This window comes from Butyricicoccus faecihominis (assembly GCF_024462775.1).
Lineage (GTDB): Bacteria > Bacillota > Clostridia > Oscillospirales > Butyricicoccaceae > Agathobaculum > Agathobaculum faecihominis_A.
The window spans coordinates 16,250-32,308 of the sequence record NZ_JANGCE010000027.1 but is presented as its reverse complement, the minus strand read 5'-3'; the positions used below and the strand labels follow the sequence as shown (position 1 = coordinate 32,308).

Annotated in this window: 17 protein-coding genes; 9 read left to right on the top strand and 8 right to left on the bottom strand. The window is 51.6% G+C overall.

From position 1 onward, the window contains the following. Positions 1 to 6: 6 nt before the first annotated feature. The gene (locus NE562_RS13180) at positions 7 to 738 is read right to left on the bottom strand and encodes a MurR/RpiR family transcriptional regulator (protein ID WP_280962896.1); all 732 of its coding nucleotides are present in this window, start codon (positions 736 to 738) and stop codon (positions 7 to 9) included. Positions 739 to 1,166: 428 nt separating this feature from the next. Between NE562_RS13180 and NE562_RS13175 the strand changes: the two genes are divergently transcribed. From NE562_RS13175 to NE562_RS13165, 3 genes are read left to right on the top strand one after another with little or no spacing between them, the layout of a single operon-like run. Further along, entirely contained in the window at positions 1,167 to 2,030 is an 864-nt protein-coding gene (locus NE562_RS13175) for an AraC family transcriptional regulator (RefSeq protein WP_280962895.1), read from the top strand. A gap of 1 nt (position 2,031) precedes the next feature. After that, positions 2,032 to 2,979 carry an ABC transporter ATP-binding protein gene (locus tag NE562_RS13170; RefSeq protein WP_280962894.1) on the top strand — a complete coding sequence of 316 codons (948 nt, stop codon included), beginning with the start codon at positions 2,032 to 2,034 and terminating at the stop codon, positions 2,977 to 2,979. Continuing rightward, complete coding sequence (locus NE562_RS13165) at positions 2,976 to 3,731, top strand: ABC transporter permease (protein ID WP_280962893.1); 756 nt, start codon at positions 2,976 to 2,978, stop codon at positions 3,729 to 3,731. The genes NE562_RS13170 and NE562_RS13165 overlap by 4 nt, the downstream gene beginning before the upstream one ends. A gap of 68 nt (positions 3,732 to 3,799) precedes the next feature. Here the strand turns inward: NE562_RS13165 and NE562_RS13160 are convergent, their stop codons facing one another. The 3 genes from NE562_RS13160 to NE562_RS13150 all read right to left on the bottom strand — a co-directional run bounded on the left by NE562_RS13160 (position 3,800) and on the right by NE562_RS13150 (position 9,655). Then, entirely contained in the window at positions 3,800 to 6,901 is a 3,102-nt protein-coding gene (locus tag NE562_RS13160; RefSeq protein ID WP_280962892.1) for an S-layer homology domain-containing protein, read from the bottom strand. A gap of 212 nt (positions 6,902 to 7,113) precedes the next feature. Then, entirely contained in the window at positions 7,114 to 8,580 is a 1,467-nt protein-coding gene (locus tag NE562_RS13155; protein WP_280962891.1) for a recombinase family protein, read from the bottom strand. A 4-nt stretch (positions 8,581 to 8,584) separates the two neighbouring features. Beyond that, positions 8,585 to 9,655 carry a DUF6076 domain-containing protein gene (locus NE562_RS13150; RefSeq protein WP_280962890.1) on the bottom strand — a complete coding sequence of 357 codons (1,071 nt, stop codon included), beginning with the start codon at positions 9,653 to 9,655 and terminating at the stop codon, positions 8,585 to 8,587. A gap of 121 nt (positions 9,656 to 9,776) precedes the next feature. Here NE562_RS13150 and NE562_RS13145 point away from each other — a divergent pair, with 121 nt between their 5' ends. The 3 genes from NE562_RS13145 to NE562_RS13135 all read left to right on the top strand — a co-directional run bounded on the left by NE562_RS13145 (position 9,777) and on the right by NE562_RS13135 (position 11,411). Then, positions 9,777 to 9,941 (top strand): hypothetical protein, encoded by a 165-nt coding sequence (locus NE562_RS13145; RefSeq protein ID WP_280962889.1) that lies wholly within the window; start codon positions 9,777 to 9,779, stop codon positions 9,939 to 9,941. Between the two features lie 178 nt (positions 9,942 to 10,119). After that, positions 10,120 to 10,479, top strand: a complete 360-nt coding sequence (locus NE562_RS13140) for a plasmid mobilization protein (protein WP_280962888.1) — start codon at positions 10,120 to 10,122, stop codon at positions 10,477 to 10,479. Further along, a complete protein-coding gene (locus NE562_RS13135; protein ID WP_280962887.1) occupies positions 10,479 to 11,411 on the top strand; it encodes a relaxase/mobilization nuclease domain-containing protein in 933 nt (310 codons plus the stop codon). The genes NE562_RS13140 and NE562_RS13135 overlap by 1 nt, the downstream gene beginning before the upstream one ends. Here the strand turns inward: NE562_RS13135 and NE562_RS13130 are convergent. The 3 genes from NE562_RS13130 to NE562_RS13120 are packed head-to-tail and all read right to left on the bottom strand — an operon-like array spanning position 11,408 to position 13,687. Continuing rightward, positions 11,408 to 11,905 (bottom strand): hypothetical protein, encoded by a 498-nt coding sequence (locus NE562_RS13130; RefSeq protein ID WP_280962886.1) that lies wholly within the window; start codon positions 11,903 to 11,905, stop codon positions 11,408 to 11,410. The two genes, NE562_RS13135 and NE562_RS13130, sit on opposite strands and share 4 nt — an antisense overlap. Further along, positions 11,886 to 13,004: an AAA family ATPase gene (locus NE562_RS13125; RefSeq protein ID WP_280962885.1), complete on the bottom strand. Its 1,119-nt coding sequence runs from the start codon at positions 13,002 to 13,004 to the stop codon at positions 11,886 to 11,888. The genes NE562_RS13130 and NE562_RS13125 overlap by 20 nt, the downstream gene beginning before the upstream one ends. 56 nt (positions 13,005 to 13,060) lie before the next feature. After that, positions 13,061 to 13,687: a hypothetical protein gene (locus NE562_RS13120; RefSeq protein ID WP_280962884.1), complete on the bottom strand. Its 627-nt coding sequence runs from the start codon at positions 13,685 to 13,687 to the stop codon at positions 13,061 to 13,063. Between the two features lie 166 nt (positions 13,688 to 13,853). Here NE562_RS13120 and NE562_RS13115 point away from each other — a divergent pair, with 166 nt between their 5' ends. Next, on the top strand, positions 13,854 to 14,069 hold the full coding sequence (locus tag NE562_RS13115; RefSeq protein WP_280962883.1) for an LLM class flavin-dependent oxidoreductase: 216 nt from the start codon (positions 13,854 to 13,856) through the stop codon (positions 14,067 to 14,069). A gap of 320 nt (positions 14,070 to 14,389) precedes the next feature. Here NE562_RS13115 and NE562_RS13110 read toward each other — a convergent pair whose 3' ends face one another. Beyond that, positions 14,390 to 14,602 (bottom strand): helix-turn-helix domain-containing protein, encoded by a 213-nt coding sequence (locus NE562_RS13110; protein WP_280962882.1) that lies wholly within the window; start codon positions 14,600 to 14,602, stop codon positions 14,390 to 14,392. A gap of 146 nt (positions 14,603 to 14,748) precedes the next feature. Between NE562_RS13110 and NE562_RS13105 the strand changes: the two genes are divergently transcribed. Both NE562_RS13105 and NE562_RS13100 read left to right on the top strand, forming a co-directional pair. Further along, a complete protein-coding gene (locus NE562_RS13105; protein WP_280962881.1) occupies positions 14,749 to 15,525 on the top strand; it encodes a copper amine oxidase N-terminal domain-containing protein in 777 nt (258 codons plus the stop codon). A gap of 23 nt (positions 15,526 to 15,548) precedes the next feature. After that, positions 15,549 to 16,043 (top strand): hypothetical protein, encoded by a 495-nt coding sequence (locus tag NE562_RS13100; protein ID WP_280962880.1) that lies wholly within the window; start codon positions 15,549 to 15,551, stop codon positions 16,041 to 16,043. The last annotated feature ends 16 nt before the right edge of the window (positions 16,044 to 16,059 follow it).

Sequence of the window (16,059 nt, the reverse complement as noted above, 5' to 3'; positions counted from 1 at the left end):
TCCCGGTTAGGTTCGGTTGTGGTAGATCTCGAACATCTCTTCAAACGCTAAAATGCAGTAACCGAAAAAGTAATTGGACTGCGCGTTTTCAATGTCAAACGGGTGGTTGTCCTTGATGACGAAAACCGTGTTGCAAAACTTTTTCAGATCGCTCTGTGGGTTGCCCGTGAACACGATCGTCGGGATCTTGGCCTGCTGGCAAAGCTTGGCCGCCTCGAGTGCGAACGGATTGTTGCCGGATTTCGAGATGATGATCATCGTATCCAGCTTGTGATGGAAATTGCGAACGATGGTGTCGGCCTCTAAATAGTCCTGCGAGATCGCGGTGCACGCGCTGCTAATCAGCTTTTTCTCCAAATATTCCGCAATCAGGCGGGAGTAGCCTTGCCCATGCACGCAAATAAAGCCCTTGCGATCCAGAATGTCGAAAAAATGCGCTACATCTTTTCTGTCGAACACAAAATGCATCTCCTCGCGCAACGCGTCCGGCAGTTGGCCGGACGCGGAGGAAAGCGTGTTTTTGAGCGAGTAGGTCATTTCCTTAAAGCCGTCAAAGCCCAGCTTTTTGGATAAGCGTATCACCGTCGCGGTCGAGGTATAGCCCTTTTGGGCCACGCCCCGAATGCCGATTTTAATTGCCTCGTCGATGTGGTTGACGAGGTACTCCATGACTTCGTTTTCCGTCTGCGACAGCTTGACCCCTTTATACAATTTATCGATTATGGCACGATCGATCATAAAGCCCCTCATATTCCCCGAAAGCGTTAGAAACAGCTGTTAAAATCATTGTAATACACCTTTCGCCGCAATTCAATAGCAAAAGGAAAGAAGGCCCTTTCGCAACAATGTCATTTAGTTAAGGACTTTTCATATGTTTGTCATCCTGAGCGGAGCGAAGGACCTCGCGCAAACGCGCGGTCCTACCGTACAATCGCGTGTTCGCGCGAGATTCTTCGTCACTACGTTCCTCAGAATGACATGCAATAAAGCTTAACATAACGACATTGCCTTTCGCACTGGGCCAATGGCCTTGGCTGCGCGCCCGTGTCCTTTCATAATCACTCTTGCGATTCCATTTTTATTGCGATAAAGTTTACAAAGGAGGACAGCAAAAGCGAGGAATCCATTATTTTTCTATCGTATGCTTATCACAGGGAGGTAAAAACATGGAGTGGCTAAAAAATTTGAGCAATGCCATTGAGTATTTGGAACGCAACCTTGATCAAACCATTTCGTATGACGCAGCCGCCCGTATAGCGTGCTGCTCGACCTGTTATTTTCAAAGAATGTTTTCCTATGTCGCCGGAATATCGTTATCGGAATATATTCGCCGCCGCAGAATGACACAGGCCGGTTTTGCATTGCAAGCTGCCAATGTCAAGGTTATAGATGTTGCGTTGCAATTCGGCTATACCTCCCCAACGGCTTTTAATCGAGCTTTTCAAAGCGTGCACGGCATTTCACCGGCCGCGGCCAAAATTAAAGGGAGCGCGCTCAACGCGTATTTACCCATTCGGCTTTCGGTACAGGTGACAGGAGGTGACGCGATGCACTATCGCATCGAAAACAAGGCGGCTATGCGGATTGTGGGTATCCGTATTCCGCTTACGGCAAACATGGAGCACAATCAAAATATTGTTCCCCAGTTTTGGGAAAGGGCGTGGCGCGGCACAGAATTACCGGTTATCTGTGGCTTAGTCGATCAGCCGCCAGCGGGGCTTTTGGGCGTTACCGCTTGCAAAGCGCCCAACGCGATTGATTATTTTATCGCCGCGGCCACAGACCAGCCTGTTCCGCCAAATATGTTCGCGTATGAGATTCCGGCGGCGACATGGGTCGTCTTTGAATGCCGCGGGCCTTTCAAAGAATCCGTCCAGCGTATTTTCAAACGTTTTTTAACGGAGTGGCTCCCTTTTTCCGGGTACGCTTACGCGGAGCTGCCCGATATAGAGGTCTATCCTTATCACAAAGGTTCGTGTGATGGCTGCACCGAAGTATGGATCGCGATAAAAAAAGAAAAGGAGAATTGACATGGCGGTCATTCAGGTCGAAAACCTTGTCAAGCAATATCAAAATGGGGTCCGGGCATTAAACGGCCTTTCCTTAACAGTAAACGCGGGCGATATCTTCTCTCTGCTGGGTCAAAATGGAGCGGGAAAATCGACGCTTATCAACATTTTAACGACGTATCTTCGTCCTACCGCCGGCACGATCCAAATGCTTGACAAAGATATTGGCAGAGAAGCCTCCGCCATCCGCGCCGCGATCGCTTGCGTGGCGCAGAATATCTCTATAGACGCCTATTTATCCCTTGCGGAAAACATGATGTTTCAAAGCCGCCTTTACAAGATTCCGCATGCGGAGGCCAAACGGCGCATGGAGCATCTCATATCCTGTTTTGATTTGAAACCGTATTTAAAATATCCGGTGGCTTCCTATTCCGGCGGTGTCAAAAGGCGGCTTGATATCGCGCTGCATATGATGTCCGATCCCAAAATCCTATTTTTGGACGAGCCTACCGTAGGCATGGATATTCAGTCCCGCCGCGCCATGTGGAGCATGATGGAAAATATACGCGCGGATTTCGGCACAACCATTTTTCTTACCACGCACTATATGGAAGAAGCCGATCATTTGAGCGACGCCGTCTGCATTATGAAGGATGGAAAGGCAGTCGTTCAAGACACGCCGGCCGCCTTGCGAAAATACTTGCGGCAGGATATGCTCCGAATAACCTTTTTAGACAAAGGCTCTGCCAAGCATCATTTCAGCCGCATTGCTGAACTTTTCGCAGGCAGGAAAACCGAGTTGCGGGGCGCATACCTCATTATCCCGGTTTTCGGCAGGCAAGAAGATCTATTCCGCGCGGGACAGTTTTTATGCAGTGAGCAAATTCCGTTTGACGCGTTGGAGGTCCTGCAGCCCACGTTGGAAGATGTTTTTCTCCGCCTGACGGGCGATCAGGAGGGCGCCGCATGAGTGTTGTATGGTTTCTCTGGCGCAATATGAAGTGGCGTTTCCATCATGCTTTCACCATTATCATTACCCTTTTGCAGCCTATGCTGTGGCTCGTTTTATATAGCGCCGTTGCGGGGCAATCCTTGAAAGCCACCGGCATATCCAACTACACGGCCTTTATTCTGCCGGGGCTTATCATTTTGGTATCGTTCGGCAGTTGCAGCAGCAGCGGTATGATGAATTACCTGATGAAAACCGACGGCAGCTTTTACCGCGTGCTAATCGCTCCGGTACAAAGAAGCTCCATGATCTTAGGACAGCTTTTAGAAGCCGTTTTATGTACGTTTCTCGAAGTTGGGATTATGTTCGGTATCAGCGTTTTCTTTTCCGTTAAAATCGCTGCCGGCCTTGTCGGCGCTTTTCTGATCATAGTCATTGTGTTTTTATGCGCTTTTTTCATGGCGGGGCTGGCCTTCGCCGTCAGCTTGATACTGCCCAACGAAGTCGTCTATGAAACCGCCATGAACGCGATCGTGCTCCCGGTTTTCTTCCTTAGCACAGCGTTATTCCCGTCAGAATCGTTAACAGGCGCTTGGAAAGCGGCTGTCGGTCTCAACCCGTTCACACACGTGATCAATGCCCTGCGCACACTGCTCTTGCAGGGAACCATTGAAGTTGTTCCCTTGCTGCAAGTCATTTTCTTATTGCTCATCATGTGCGTGCTGAGCTTTTGCTTGGCTTATTGCAGATTAAAGAAAGAAACCAGTTTGTAGCCATTCCCGCTTGATCAAAACGAAAAAAGTCGCCTCCATAATCGCATGGAGGCGGCTTTTTCCCAATTTTACAGTTCCAAATATCGCATCAGCATCGCCGCTGTTTCCGCTCGGGTGGCGTTGCCAGTCGGGTCCAGTACGCCGCCGCCCTTGCCGGAGAGCAGCCCCGCGCCCACGGCCCAACGCACCGGCTCCGAGGCCCAGCCGGAAGGCTGGTCGGCAAACCCAGACAGGTCGCCCGCCATCGCGGTATCCTGCCCCTTGACCTGTGCATAGCGGTATAGGATGGCCGCGAGCTGTTCACGCGTGACTGGGTCGTTCGGGCCAAACAGGTTGTCGCCGTACCCCTTGACAATGCCGTTTTCCACGGCCCAAACCGCGGCTTCCGCATAATAAGCGTTCGCCGTCACGTCGGTGAAAGGCGCGGCCTCGTTAACGGTAGGCTGGCCCGCCAACCGCCAGAGCATAGCGACGAGCATGGCCCGGCTGGCGCTCTGCTCGGGGCTGAAGCGGTCGCTATCCGTGCCGTTCATCAAGCCCTTTTCAAAAACGTACCGAACGCTTTCATAGAACCAATCGCCCTCCTTCACATCCGCAAAGGGGTTCCACGCCGCTTTCTCGTCCTTGGCGCGGAAGCTTGCCGCTATCGTGTGCTCCTTTGTAACCTTTTTTTCGGTGTAGCTTGTCACCGCGCCCACGCTCTTGCCGTCCACCGTCACGTCCGCGATTGCAAAGCCCTCGTTCGGGGTGATCGTAAAGGTCTTGTCGTCGTTCCGGGCCACGCGAACCTTGCCGCTGGGCGAGATCGCGCCGCCCTCTTTCGCCGTGGCGGTCAGGGTGTAGTAGGTCGTGGACGAACCGCCGCTTCTGGACGGCGTTGGCTCCGCAGTATAGGCGACCGCGTAGGTCGAGAATTTGCTGGCGTAAATATGAACATATCCGTTTCGCGTGTCCGCCCAAAAGGTGCCGTCCTCCGGGGTATCGGGCGCGGCATACAAGGCTTTCAGCGCCCCGGCGGGCTCGTCTCCGTGTTTGCGGTAAACCGTCACATCCGTTCTGCCGGTAAACGTATAGGGAACGACCACCTCAAGTACATTCGCTCCGGTATCGGTAATAGCGGAAGCTTCGCCGCCCTCCGTTTGCTTGGAAAGGCTCAGATCCAGAAATAGTTCAACGATCTGTCCCACGGCGATGGCTTGAATAGCCTCCCGCTCCTCCGGCATTTTCTGCTTGCCCACGGCGAAGGTCACGTTCGCCCCATCCGCCTCGGCCACAGCGTCCACGCCGCCGACCACCACGGCGGGCAGATCGGGCGCTACTTCGACAATGCTTTCCGTGTTTGTTCCGGACAGAAAGATGTCTTTCACCACCGACCCGCTGTCGGTCAACATCACCATAACGGTCTTAGCGCCTTGATAGCCCGTAACCACGATGTTATAAACACCGGCAGCAACGCCGTCAAAGGCGTAAGCGCCGCGTTCACCCGTTTGGGTCTCCGCCACCAGCGTGCCGCCTTGCTTCAGGCTGACCGTAACGCCCTTTATCGGGTGGTCGCCAGTAGCGTACACCGTGCCGCTGATCGTGCCCGTCACGGGCGGCGTGCCGCCTGCGTCGACGACGCTGATCGATTGTCCGGAGCAATAAACTACGATCCCGTCATTTCCAGTGATTGCCGAATTTGCTGTCTCCAGCGGCGCGCTGAAGGTCTTGCCCTCGGGTAAGGTAGCCAGCAGCGCCGCCTTGGCCGCCTCCCGGTCGGTCAGGTTGGTCTCGTAAACGATACCGCCGATTCCAAATGTTCCGTCCTCTATGGAGAGCACGGGTTCGTCAAACTCATCCATCTGAAAGCCCAGCGCAAGCAGCCCGCCAAACGTACCGTTTTTGATCGTCAGCTTGCCGCCATACTGGCTGATCGAGCCGCTGAAAACCCCGTTTCCCGTAATGGTCAGGTCTCCCTTGCTTAATGCAAGGTTAATGCTTGAACTAACGGTTTTGCCGTTCAGGTCGAGCGTCAGCGTCCGGGCGGGGTCTGCTACTTCTATCTCCCCCCAATCCAAATCGGCGTAGTCATTATCCACCCGAATCGTGTCCCCGTCCTGCGCGGCGGCAAAGGCGGCGGTCAGCGTGTCGTATTCCGCCCGCAGCGTGCCCGCCACGTCCAAAACGGATACGTTGTTTGCGCTGCTGATTAAATCTGTCACCGTACCGTTATTGGTGTTCCCGGTTTGATCGTCGACGCTCTCGTTTTGGGTATCACCGGCAATACCGCCCACATAGCCGCCGTAGGTCTGCCATTGGGTGCTGCCCCAGAGGTCGCCTACAGAAGTGGTGTTATATGTGACCCCACCGAAAACATCGCCGTTATTTGTGCAGTTTGTGATCGTGCCATGGTTGGACCCGGCAATGCCGCCCACATATATCTCAGTAGCGCCCTTGCCCTCGATCGTTCCGTTATTAGTGCAGCCGGTTATGGTGCCTTTATCATCATTTAATCCGGCAATGCCGCCGACACACTGATTATCTCCCGTTGTTTGAATGATGCCGCCGTCAAAGGTGCAATTGCTAATCGTGCCCTTATTTGTTCCGGCAATGCCGCCGACCCGCGCATAAACGTTCGCCGTCGATTCGATCGATCCAACCAGTTTTAAATTCTTCACTTCGGCGGAATCCGCAAGCTGATAAAACAATCCCGCGACGCTTTTCGAGTCCTCGATGTACAAGCCCTCTATTTTCTTATCGTTCCCATCGAACGTACCGTTAAACGCCCTCGTAGAATCGCCGATTGGTGTCCACGAGAAACTCCACAGATCAATATCGTTTGCAAGTGTTACATTCGATTTTTCGTAGTTTATATCACTTGTATTGTTAATCTTACTCGCGAACCACGCCAAACCGCACGCGGTTTTAATCGTAATGTGAATGGCAGTGGTATCCTCGCTGATCTCATAGTCCGTTCCCTTTTCGGCTTGATCCGCCACGGTGTCCCAGCCCGCACCAAATTCGGGCCACGTACCCGTGGGCATCTCCGGATCATCCGCGCCTAGCGCGCGCACCGGCAGCATACCCAGCGCCATGCACAGGGTCAGCCCCAGCGCCACAGCCCGCCGCGCCTTGGTTCCGTACCGCGCGTTACCCCTTGCGGCTAATCTTCCAAGCCAATGTTTTAACATATTTTTCCTCCTTATGTATCTTCGCGCCCGTCTCATCCATAGCCCCAGACATATCGCCATTGAATTACGATAACCTTATCACGCCGTCCCCCGTCCCATCTGCCGAAAGGATAAACGACGTGTTTTTCGGGACGATCAGCAAAAAAGCCGCCACACGAAACCCTATCCCGGAAAACAACAAAATCCCGTCCAAACGCTTGTTTGGACGGGATTTATCTTGGTGAACTGCTTTTACACAAATCCGAACCTTGGAAAAGATCGAAGGAGATGGTTTCACTACCGTCTTTATAATTGAAGATCAAAACGAGTTTATCATCATAAAGATAAAGTGCATTGACAAAGCAGTCGATCAGGCGCTTCTGATAGCCTTTGTCGCTGACATCACCTTGCCGAAATTGCATAAGCCAGAAAACAATCTGCTCACGGGTGAGCACGGTCCGCCGAAGCGATTCGCGCGCAATATCGGCCTCTAATTGTGATTTCCGCTGCTCAAGTTCACCAAGCCGTTCTTTGGTTGCAGGCGTAAACAGCCCTTGCTCAATGGCGCTTAGCAGGTGCTTTAGGCGGGAATCAACATCTTTTAAATCAGCATTCAGCTTTGGCAATGTCGTGTTTTCCTGTGCCAGAGCCGTTATTACTGCATCTGCGATACGGGCGATCACATCATTACACATAACGAGAGACACGGTTTGCTGCACAATGAGCTTCTCTATCCAGTTCTTGTGAACAGTCTTTTTGTAACAGTGCTTACCGCGTTTTCTTCCCATGCATTTATAGTAGTAATGGATTACGCCTGTATGGCTTTTTCCACTTTCACCCGCCATCGCCTTACCGCACAGTCCACAAAATAGTTTACCCGTCAGCAAGTACTCTTCTTTGGCTTTCGTGTGCGCAGGCGCACGTTTGTTTTTTTCAAGCCGTTTTTGCGCACGGTTAAAAAGCACAGGTTCGATAATCGCGGGAACGCCATTCGGTATCATCACATCACCATAATGGTATTCGCCGATATAGCGACGGTTACGTAAAAGACTATGTAAGCTATTTTTGTTAAATTTGCAGCCGCGCGCACTGGTCAAGCCACGTGCGTTGAGAGAATTGGTAATCAGAGCAGCAGATTCGCCATCAGCGTAGCGAGTGAAAATTTCTTGTACAATGGGAGCGGTCACGGGATCGATCTGATAGTGTCCATCCGTATCGATTTGATAACCGAGCGCAAGTGCACCACCATTCCAACGACATTTTTTTGCATTATCGTGCTGCCCACGTCGAATTTTCTGCGCAAGTTCCGCTGAATAGTATTCAGCCATACCCTCAAGCAAGGATTCAAGCAGAATTCCGTCAGGACCGTCCGAAATGGCTTCGGTTGCAGAAATAAGCTTTACGCCGTTTTTTTGTAGGATATGCCTATAATGAGCCGAATCAAATCGGTTTCGCGCAAAACGATCCAGCTTCCAAACTAAAACGGTATCGAAATGTCCCTGCGCGCTGTCCGCTATCAACTGCTGAAAAGAAGGCCGCGCATCTGTCTTGGCGGAAAAGGCGCGATCTGTGTACTCTTTGATGACGCACATATCGTGCTGCTTCGCATAAGCATAGCATTCACGCAACTGTCCCTCAATCGATTCTTCGCGTTGCTTGTCCGAGGAATAACGCGCGTATATCACGACTTTTTCGCCCATATTTTCACGTCCTTTGTGTTGTTTCATCCAACCAATGACGAAAGTTTTCTACTGTAATTTCACCATTGTAGCATTTTCTCCGCATGGCCCTTGCTTCTTTTCCCCAGTTTTTTACTTTGGGAGCAAGGTGCTTTAACTGCCGCTTGCGAGAATCCATGCGGCGATAAGCTTTCAAATAAAGCTGCTGGATTTCGTCGTCCTTATGCAACGCTTCAAAACGTAGTGTTGCACCAATTTCAGAGCACCGCTTGCCGCTTTCAGTAAAGCGGTCGCAGTATTCCGTGTCCGAACGACCGCGTGGAGAAAACCAACGTCCGCAATGCAGGCAGCGTTTAACGACAGAATTGGACATGGCCAACATAAAAATATCGAATGCAATGAGATCGGTCACGCGCGTCAACGCATAGGCCGGAAGCAGGTGCGTCTGTCCGGCAGACAGCGCTTCGGCTTGCTCATCTTTGTCTCTGCCCGCAAGCAACTTGTCCGGCTGAACGGTAAAGGCGAAGCCGCCGGGGGGCGCGCAGTGATGCAACTCGGAGGTCCCCAGTAAATAGTACCGCTGCAGACAAGTGTTATTGGGGTATTGCTCGCGCGAGGCTTCAAAGAGCCTATCTAGATCTTTACGCAACCGCCGCTGAGCCGTTAGCATTGCGTCCAACACGATTCGACCGATCCATAGCTTCCAATCGGACGGGATTGTAAGCTCTGCGTGAAATACTTTGGCATCGGGTAGCACATTACGTAAATAATTTAGAGCCGCATAAAAGTTCTCGTATTGTTGAGCTGCACGCACAGTTTGCGCAAACAGAAAAAGATAAACATTTAGTTTGGCATGTATATGCGCAGATGCGTCAATCCACGCCTGAAGCTCATCCGAATGTGAAAATGTGCATTCTTCCATCGTCATACTGTCAAATATAGCGCGCAATCCTTCTGCATCCATATATGCATACTCCAATAGCGATGCGCCGGGTGCGAAGACAACTTGTATGGGTTCACGCAGCAACTGAAAATCCGGCAATAGGTTAAGCAACAATTCTTTGCTTTCAAGCACATGAACGTAACCGATTTGCATGATATGACTCTCCTCGTTTTATTTGTTTAACGATTATCGCTTGATTATATATCAATACTCGTGACATGTCAACCCCTTTCTGCTATGATTAGAACAGAAAAACGGAGAGGAGGTGCGTGCCGTGGAGATCGATACCAAAGAGCATATCCCAGATGATGTGATCGCATCGCTGGCACGCGCCGCCGCGCCCGCAATCCTTGCCTATTTCAGCACCGATGCCGGATGTGCAGATTATACCGCATGGCGGCAAATGCGCAGCGTTACAAACCCTACCGAAACGGCATAACGCCCGCCGCCCGCTCCTGTTCCGATCTGCAACCACATTGCGTTGCGGATCGGGACAGGAGCAGGTATATAGCGAGGAACGCAAGTGGCTAGCCACTTGCCCCTCGTTGGGGGACACCCCAAACCCCGGCAGAGGTCGCGCGCGTCCCCTGCACCCCTCGGAAAGGAGGTACGGTGAAATGACCGATCCACTCAAAACACAGCCAAAGCGCGTTCGCAGCGAGCAACTCGCCTTTCGCCTGACCCCAGAGGAAAAGGCCCGGTGGGATGCCGTCTGCGCGCGCAGCGGTATTTCAAATGCGGCGCTGCTCATGCGGCTGATTGACGGCAATCGAATTATTGTTTTGGACTTACAAGCAGTCTTAGGTGAACTGCGCCGCCAAGGAAATAATCTCAATCAGGCCGTGCGTCACATGCACCAGTGCTCCTCAGGGACGGAACGTGAGTTGCTCGCTGCACTCCAAGAAAACCGAGAATGCAGTCGACAGCTCATGCAGTTGCTTTCAAAAGGAACGCCGCCCAGAAAGAAGGAACTGTAATGCCGCTTTTCAAATGCACCGCCTGTAAATCCACGCCGTATAAGGTAGTCAAATATGTACTTGATAAACAAAAAGTTGGCGCGATCAGCTCTCAATACTTAGACGATAACCGCAGTTACGCCCGCCAGTTTACGGAAACAGTGCGCGCATGGGGCAAACTACCCACCTATGAAAGCCGGAAGTACTACCATGCAAAATTATCCTTTGACCCTGGAGATAACCCAGAAAACGGTGGAAAGCTGACGATAGCTCTTGCGGATAAAATCGCCCGGCGTTTGGCGAGGCGCTTCTGGCCGGGACACGAGGTGGTCATTGTAACGCACATTGATAAGACACACATCCATGTGCATTTTATTGTCAACGCCGTCAGTATCGAAACCGGGAAGATGCTGCACATCAGCGATAAAGATTATCGCTTTCAAAAGGACTACGTCAATCAATTTGCGAAAAAATGCGGTCTGTCCGCGTTGGATTGGCGCGAAGCTACTCGCAAGAAGCGAGAGAAAGAACGCACCGACTCAACAAAGGACGCACAAACCGTCGCAGAAGAGCGCATCCGCGCACGCGGCGGGGAATGCTGGAAGGATGAGCTGCGTGCAATCATTGATGAAGCCAAGCAAGGTGCCACAGACCGCAAGGCGTTTGAACAAACGCTTGCGCAAAACGAGGTCGTTCTGTCCCGCAACACGGTACAGACGATATCCTATATCTACAAAAATCACAAGGCGGTGCGCGGCAATAAGCTGGGCGATGCCTATACGCCGCAAGCGGTGGATATCGCGCTCCATGAGAATTCACGGTGCGTGCAGGCCGAGCAGGTGCCGGTGCGCAAGCCGGGACTTGGGGATTTGATCGGCGCGGCAGAAAGCAAGAAAACGGCGCGCGAAGCAAGCCGCTTAACCCGCCGCCAGAAGATCGAACAGGAGCGTTAGCGCAGCTGACTGCGCAGCGATTCAGCGTTGGGCAGTTGCCCTTCGTTGACGAGGAAGAGCAAGACGGCGCGGGCCATGTGTTCCGCGGGCGGGGAATCGCCTGCTAGCGGGCGGTAGCGCTGCCGGAAGCGTCGCGGCGTGTAGCGGGCGGCTTGGAGCACACAGCGAAAGCTATCCGGCGGCAGCGCGGCGAGACGCAGCAGATTGCCGAAGGTTTGATCATCCGGGTTACATTCGTACTGTAAAAACGTCAGGGATGCGAGTGAGCGCACCTTGCACACGCGCAGCTCACCCGGGCCAGCCTCCGGGTTCACCCCCGCGTAGCAGAACATCAGTCGTGCGGCGAGCGAGCAGATATGATCCGTCTGTTCGGCGCGTGTGCTCTCGCCGAGCGGCAGCACGCAGGGGGTATCCCCGCCCAGCGCACGGCAGCGCAGCTTGTCCAGTAAACGATCCACCAGTTCTATACGGTTCTCAACCACGCTTACGTCCACGCGATCCGCCCCCTTCCAATTGCTCGACGGTGATGCGAATGCTCTTGCTCTCCGACATATCGAACAGCTGGCTTGCGATCAGCTGTTCCAGCCATCCGCGCAGACCACGCGCGCCCGTACTGGTTTCGTGGGCGAGTTCAGCTAATTTCGCGGCGGCGGCGGGCTCTAAGGTGAAATCTATGCCGAGCTGACTGAAAAACGCGCCGTACTGAGCCGCTACTGAGCCGTCTGCTTCCGTCAGGATGCGTACGAGGTCGGGAGCGCCCAGCGGAAGAATCGGTGCAAGCACTGAGATTCTGCCAATCAGCTCTGGTTCAACGCCGTAGGTCATGAAATCAGCGGAAACGGCCTGCGTAATCAAGTTTTTCGTGTTTTCCTGCGCCTTGCCGAGCGGCTGACTGCCGAAACCGATCGCGCGCTCACCGCTGTGCAGCCGCGTGGAGATCACCTCGTCCAGCCCGGGAAACGCACCCGCGAAGATGAAAAGCAGGCCGGACACGTCAAGCTCTGCAGTTTCCTGCTTGTTTTCCACCGTCACCACGCCGCCCTCCAGCATCGTCAAAAAGGCGTGCTGCGTACCGCGCTGGTACGCCTGCCGGTCGCCGCCGCCGTGCGCGGACAGCTTGTCAAACTCGTCCACGAACACGACCGCGTGTTCTGCTTGGCTGCGGGTTTTGGCGGCGTGCAGTACATTGAAAACAATCTCCTGCACATCACGCCCCTTATAGCCGGTTTCAGAGAACGTTGTCGCGTCCACGCGGACGAAGGGCACGTCCAGCAGCTTTGCTGCGCATTGCGCGAGATAGGTCTTGCCGCAACCGGTCGGGCCGTATAGCAGCACATGCGCGGGTGGTACGGCGGTGTTGCCGCGCAGCCGCTGCGCGTGCTTCCAAAGCGCGACGGACAGCGCCTTCTTCGCTTCTCTCTGACCGATGACCGACTTGTCCAACTCCTCCGCGAATTCACGCGGGGTTTGGGGAGCGGACATGGCTGGCTGCACTGCAGCTGGAACGGGCTTAGCGGAAAAACAGCGAAGCGCGGTTTCTGCGCAGGACTTGCACAGATAGATGTCTTTTCCACACTCCACTAGATTACCCATACCCGGCAATGCTGCCACCTTGCAGACCGCACACTGCTTGGGACGGCGCGCGCGGCTCATATCGCCGCCTGCTTTCCTCCATGCGTCTTTTCGTAGGCGGATTCGAGGTATTTCTCCGGAATACCGTCCAGCAAGCACAGGCGCAGAGTTTCGGACACCTCGGTGTCGTGATCAAAGGCGTAGGCCTTCAAAGCGGCGATGAGCACGTTGTTTAAGTAGTAGGTGCGCCGGATCATATCCGCTTCAGCGTATTTATGCACGCGGTCTATAGGCAAATCGAGACCAGCGACAGCCTGTAGGATCATCTCGCGGCTAATGCTGCTGAGCTGGGACAGGCTGCCGTTGAACAGGCCGCGCGTACCAAGCAGATTCATGAGCGCCTGCTCGTTGGCGAGCGCGATCTCTTTGCTCGGCGAATGGTACAGAAAAGCCACATCAAATGAAACACGCGCAGCGTGCGTGCTCATGCGGTGCGCCACATCAGCAGTGTAGCCGACATAGAAGGGCAGCAGTCCCATGTCATCGTCTAGCGCACAGAGCACATAGTTGTAAAATGGCGCATCCTGCGTGTCCAGAAACGACAACAACGAGCTGTTGTCCTTAACACTGTCGCGCTCAATACTGCAAATGTAGCGGGCACCGTCCAGCTTTTCGGGTAGATGCATGAATTCCTTAATAGTCATTATTTGTTCCTCCTCACACATTTTGAAACAATATAGTGTATGATGTTTCGCTATGGTGTTATCATACACCATAGCGAAACGCATGTCAACACTATAATAAATAATTTTATTTGGATTTGAATATATTGTTTCAGTATGGTATTCTATAATAAAAGAGGTGGCGTAAATGACAAGCGAGAATATTCGTAATGAAGTAAAAGCCTATATCGCCCAAAGCGGCTGGACATTAACCGATATTGTAAAAGAGTGGAACGCACGGCACAGCGAGCAAACCACAACACAGAATATATCCAATAAGCTTTCTCGCGGAACGATTAAATACAGCGAGATCAAAGAAATCGCAGATATTATCGGATATCAGATACAGTGGACACAAAAGTAAAAAGAGGGATAGCGCTACGCGCTGCTATCATTACAGATAATGGGTTTGGTATAAGTGTAAGATGGAAATTTGATTAAATAGGGCGGCTATACTACTGGGTGTATTTTGCAAGCACTTTGATCAATCAGAGTGACATATATGGAACAAATGTAATCGTCAAAGGCACGGATGATGGCGGTTGCATCGAGGTATATTCCTCCTTAAAGCATTTATTTATTGTGGTGGAATGTCACTTAACCATCAAAAATACCATAGAGCATGCCAAAGCGCATAACGCAAAATAGTAAGAAGTCTCGACGAAAACTCGTCGAGACTTCTTCTTATTCCGGCAATTCATCTGTGATAGTAAACAACTCGTTCGGCGTACATTTCAGTAATCGGCAGATCGTTTCGATATTTTCATACCGAATGGATGCCGTTTGGTTATTTACCATGCGGCTAAAATTCTGATAGCTCATTCCGAGTTGCTTATACAGCCAATACTTTGTATGCCCGGCCTGCTCTAAAAGTGGTAACACATTCAAACGAATCATATCCAACCTCCACAATGCCTAATGTAATAATTAGATATTATGCGAGGTTTATACTTGACCCCATATAGACTTTTACATCAGATAATGTAATCATTGGATGCAGCATTAACAGAACGTGCTCTCACAAATGAAAGGGGATAATACAAATGAAAAGAAATTACTTAATTAAACGGATCGTGTGCATGACTGCGGTAACATTGCTCATTAGTACGCTCACCTTTTCGGCGACAGCGGCTTCGCTATTTGTACGTACAATCAATGCACAGTTTGGCGTGAGCATCAAATTAAACGGCAAAAACTTTATCCCGACAGACGTGAACGGCAAAACGGTCGAACCCATGATCGTTAATGGCACGACCTATCTACCGGTGCGTGCCGTCGCCGAGGCGGCCGGCTTCCACGTTGACTGGAATGGGGAAACGTATACGGTCAGCTTAAGCAACCGCGAGGATGGCGAGTGGATAGCTGTGGATAGCGAGTGGATTCGAGATATGAACAAAGCGGATTTTCTTGGCGTAACCACTTATCTTTGTGACTTTACCACAGATGTCTCATTACTCAAAAAATTGAGCGGACAAGATTATGTTTCAGGATTTGCTTTCAGTGACACATATGCTAGAAATCAGGGCTGCTCTATCGCCTTGCCAATCAAAAAGAATTACCACAATATTCGCTTTGAAATTGCGGAGGTATATATCGCAACAGCTGTTGATAGAGAAATCACGAAGCTGTCCATCACAGATAGCGACACTAATGTCGTATACAAGCAGTGTGAGCTTTTGGCAGGAAACAATATTATTGAAGCAGATATCAGCGGCGCAGAGCGTATCACTATCAGCATAGATCCTGCGGATACCGAGCGAAAGAATTGGACAGCTGACTCCGCCAGCACATTTGCCCTTGGCAATATGCAGCTACGATAAAGCAGTCTTACGGGAGAAATAAAGTGAATTGCTATCATCATGAAGATCGCGTTGCTGTCGGGACTTGTCAAGTATGCGGCAAAGCATTATGTAAGGAATGCGCAGGCAAGCATACTCCTTGTTTGTGCGATGAGTGTTTTGATGCTTGTCAGACAACGCTCGCAGCAGCAAAAGCACAAGCCAAAAAAGATGCAATTATTGATACGCATGCGGAGTTTGTAGGTGCACTTTTAAAGGGCCTGCTCGGCGCCGTTGGACTCACCGCGCTGTTCGGACTGTTGGGTGGCGGCAATATTATGCGAATAGCCCCTATGGGGATCGGTTTTTTCTTTGTTCCATTTGGTTGGGCAGTGCTCACTTATATTGAACAATGGCTCCCCGCATTTTTGATGGATGGCATCGTATTCTTGTTTTACCTTGTAGTCAAATTGATGCTTTCGATGTTTCTTGGTATACCTTGTTTCTTGTATCAAATCATTAAATACATCTATAAATTAGTCAAGCGAGCAAAGGACTAAACAAGTATACAACTAT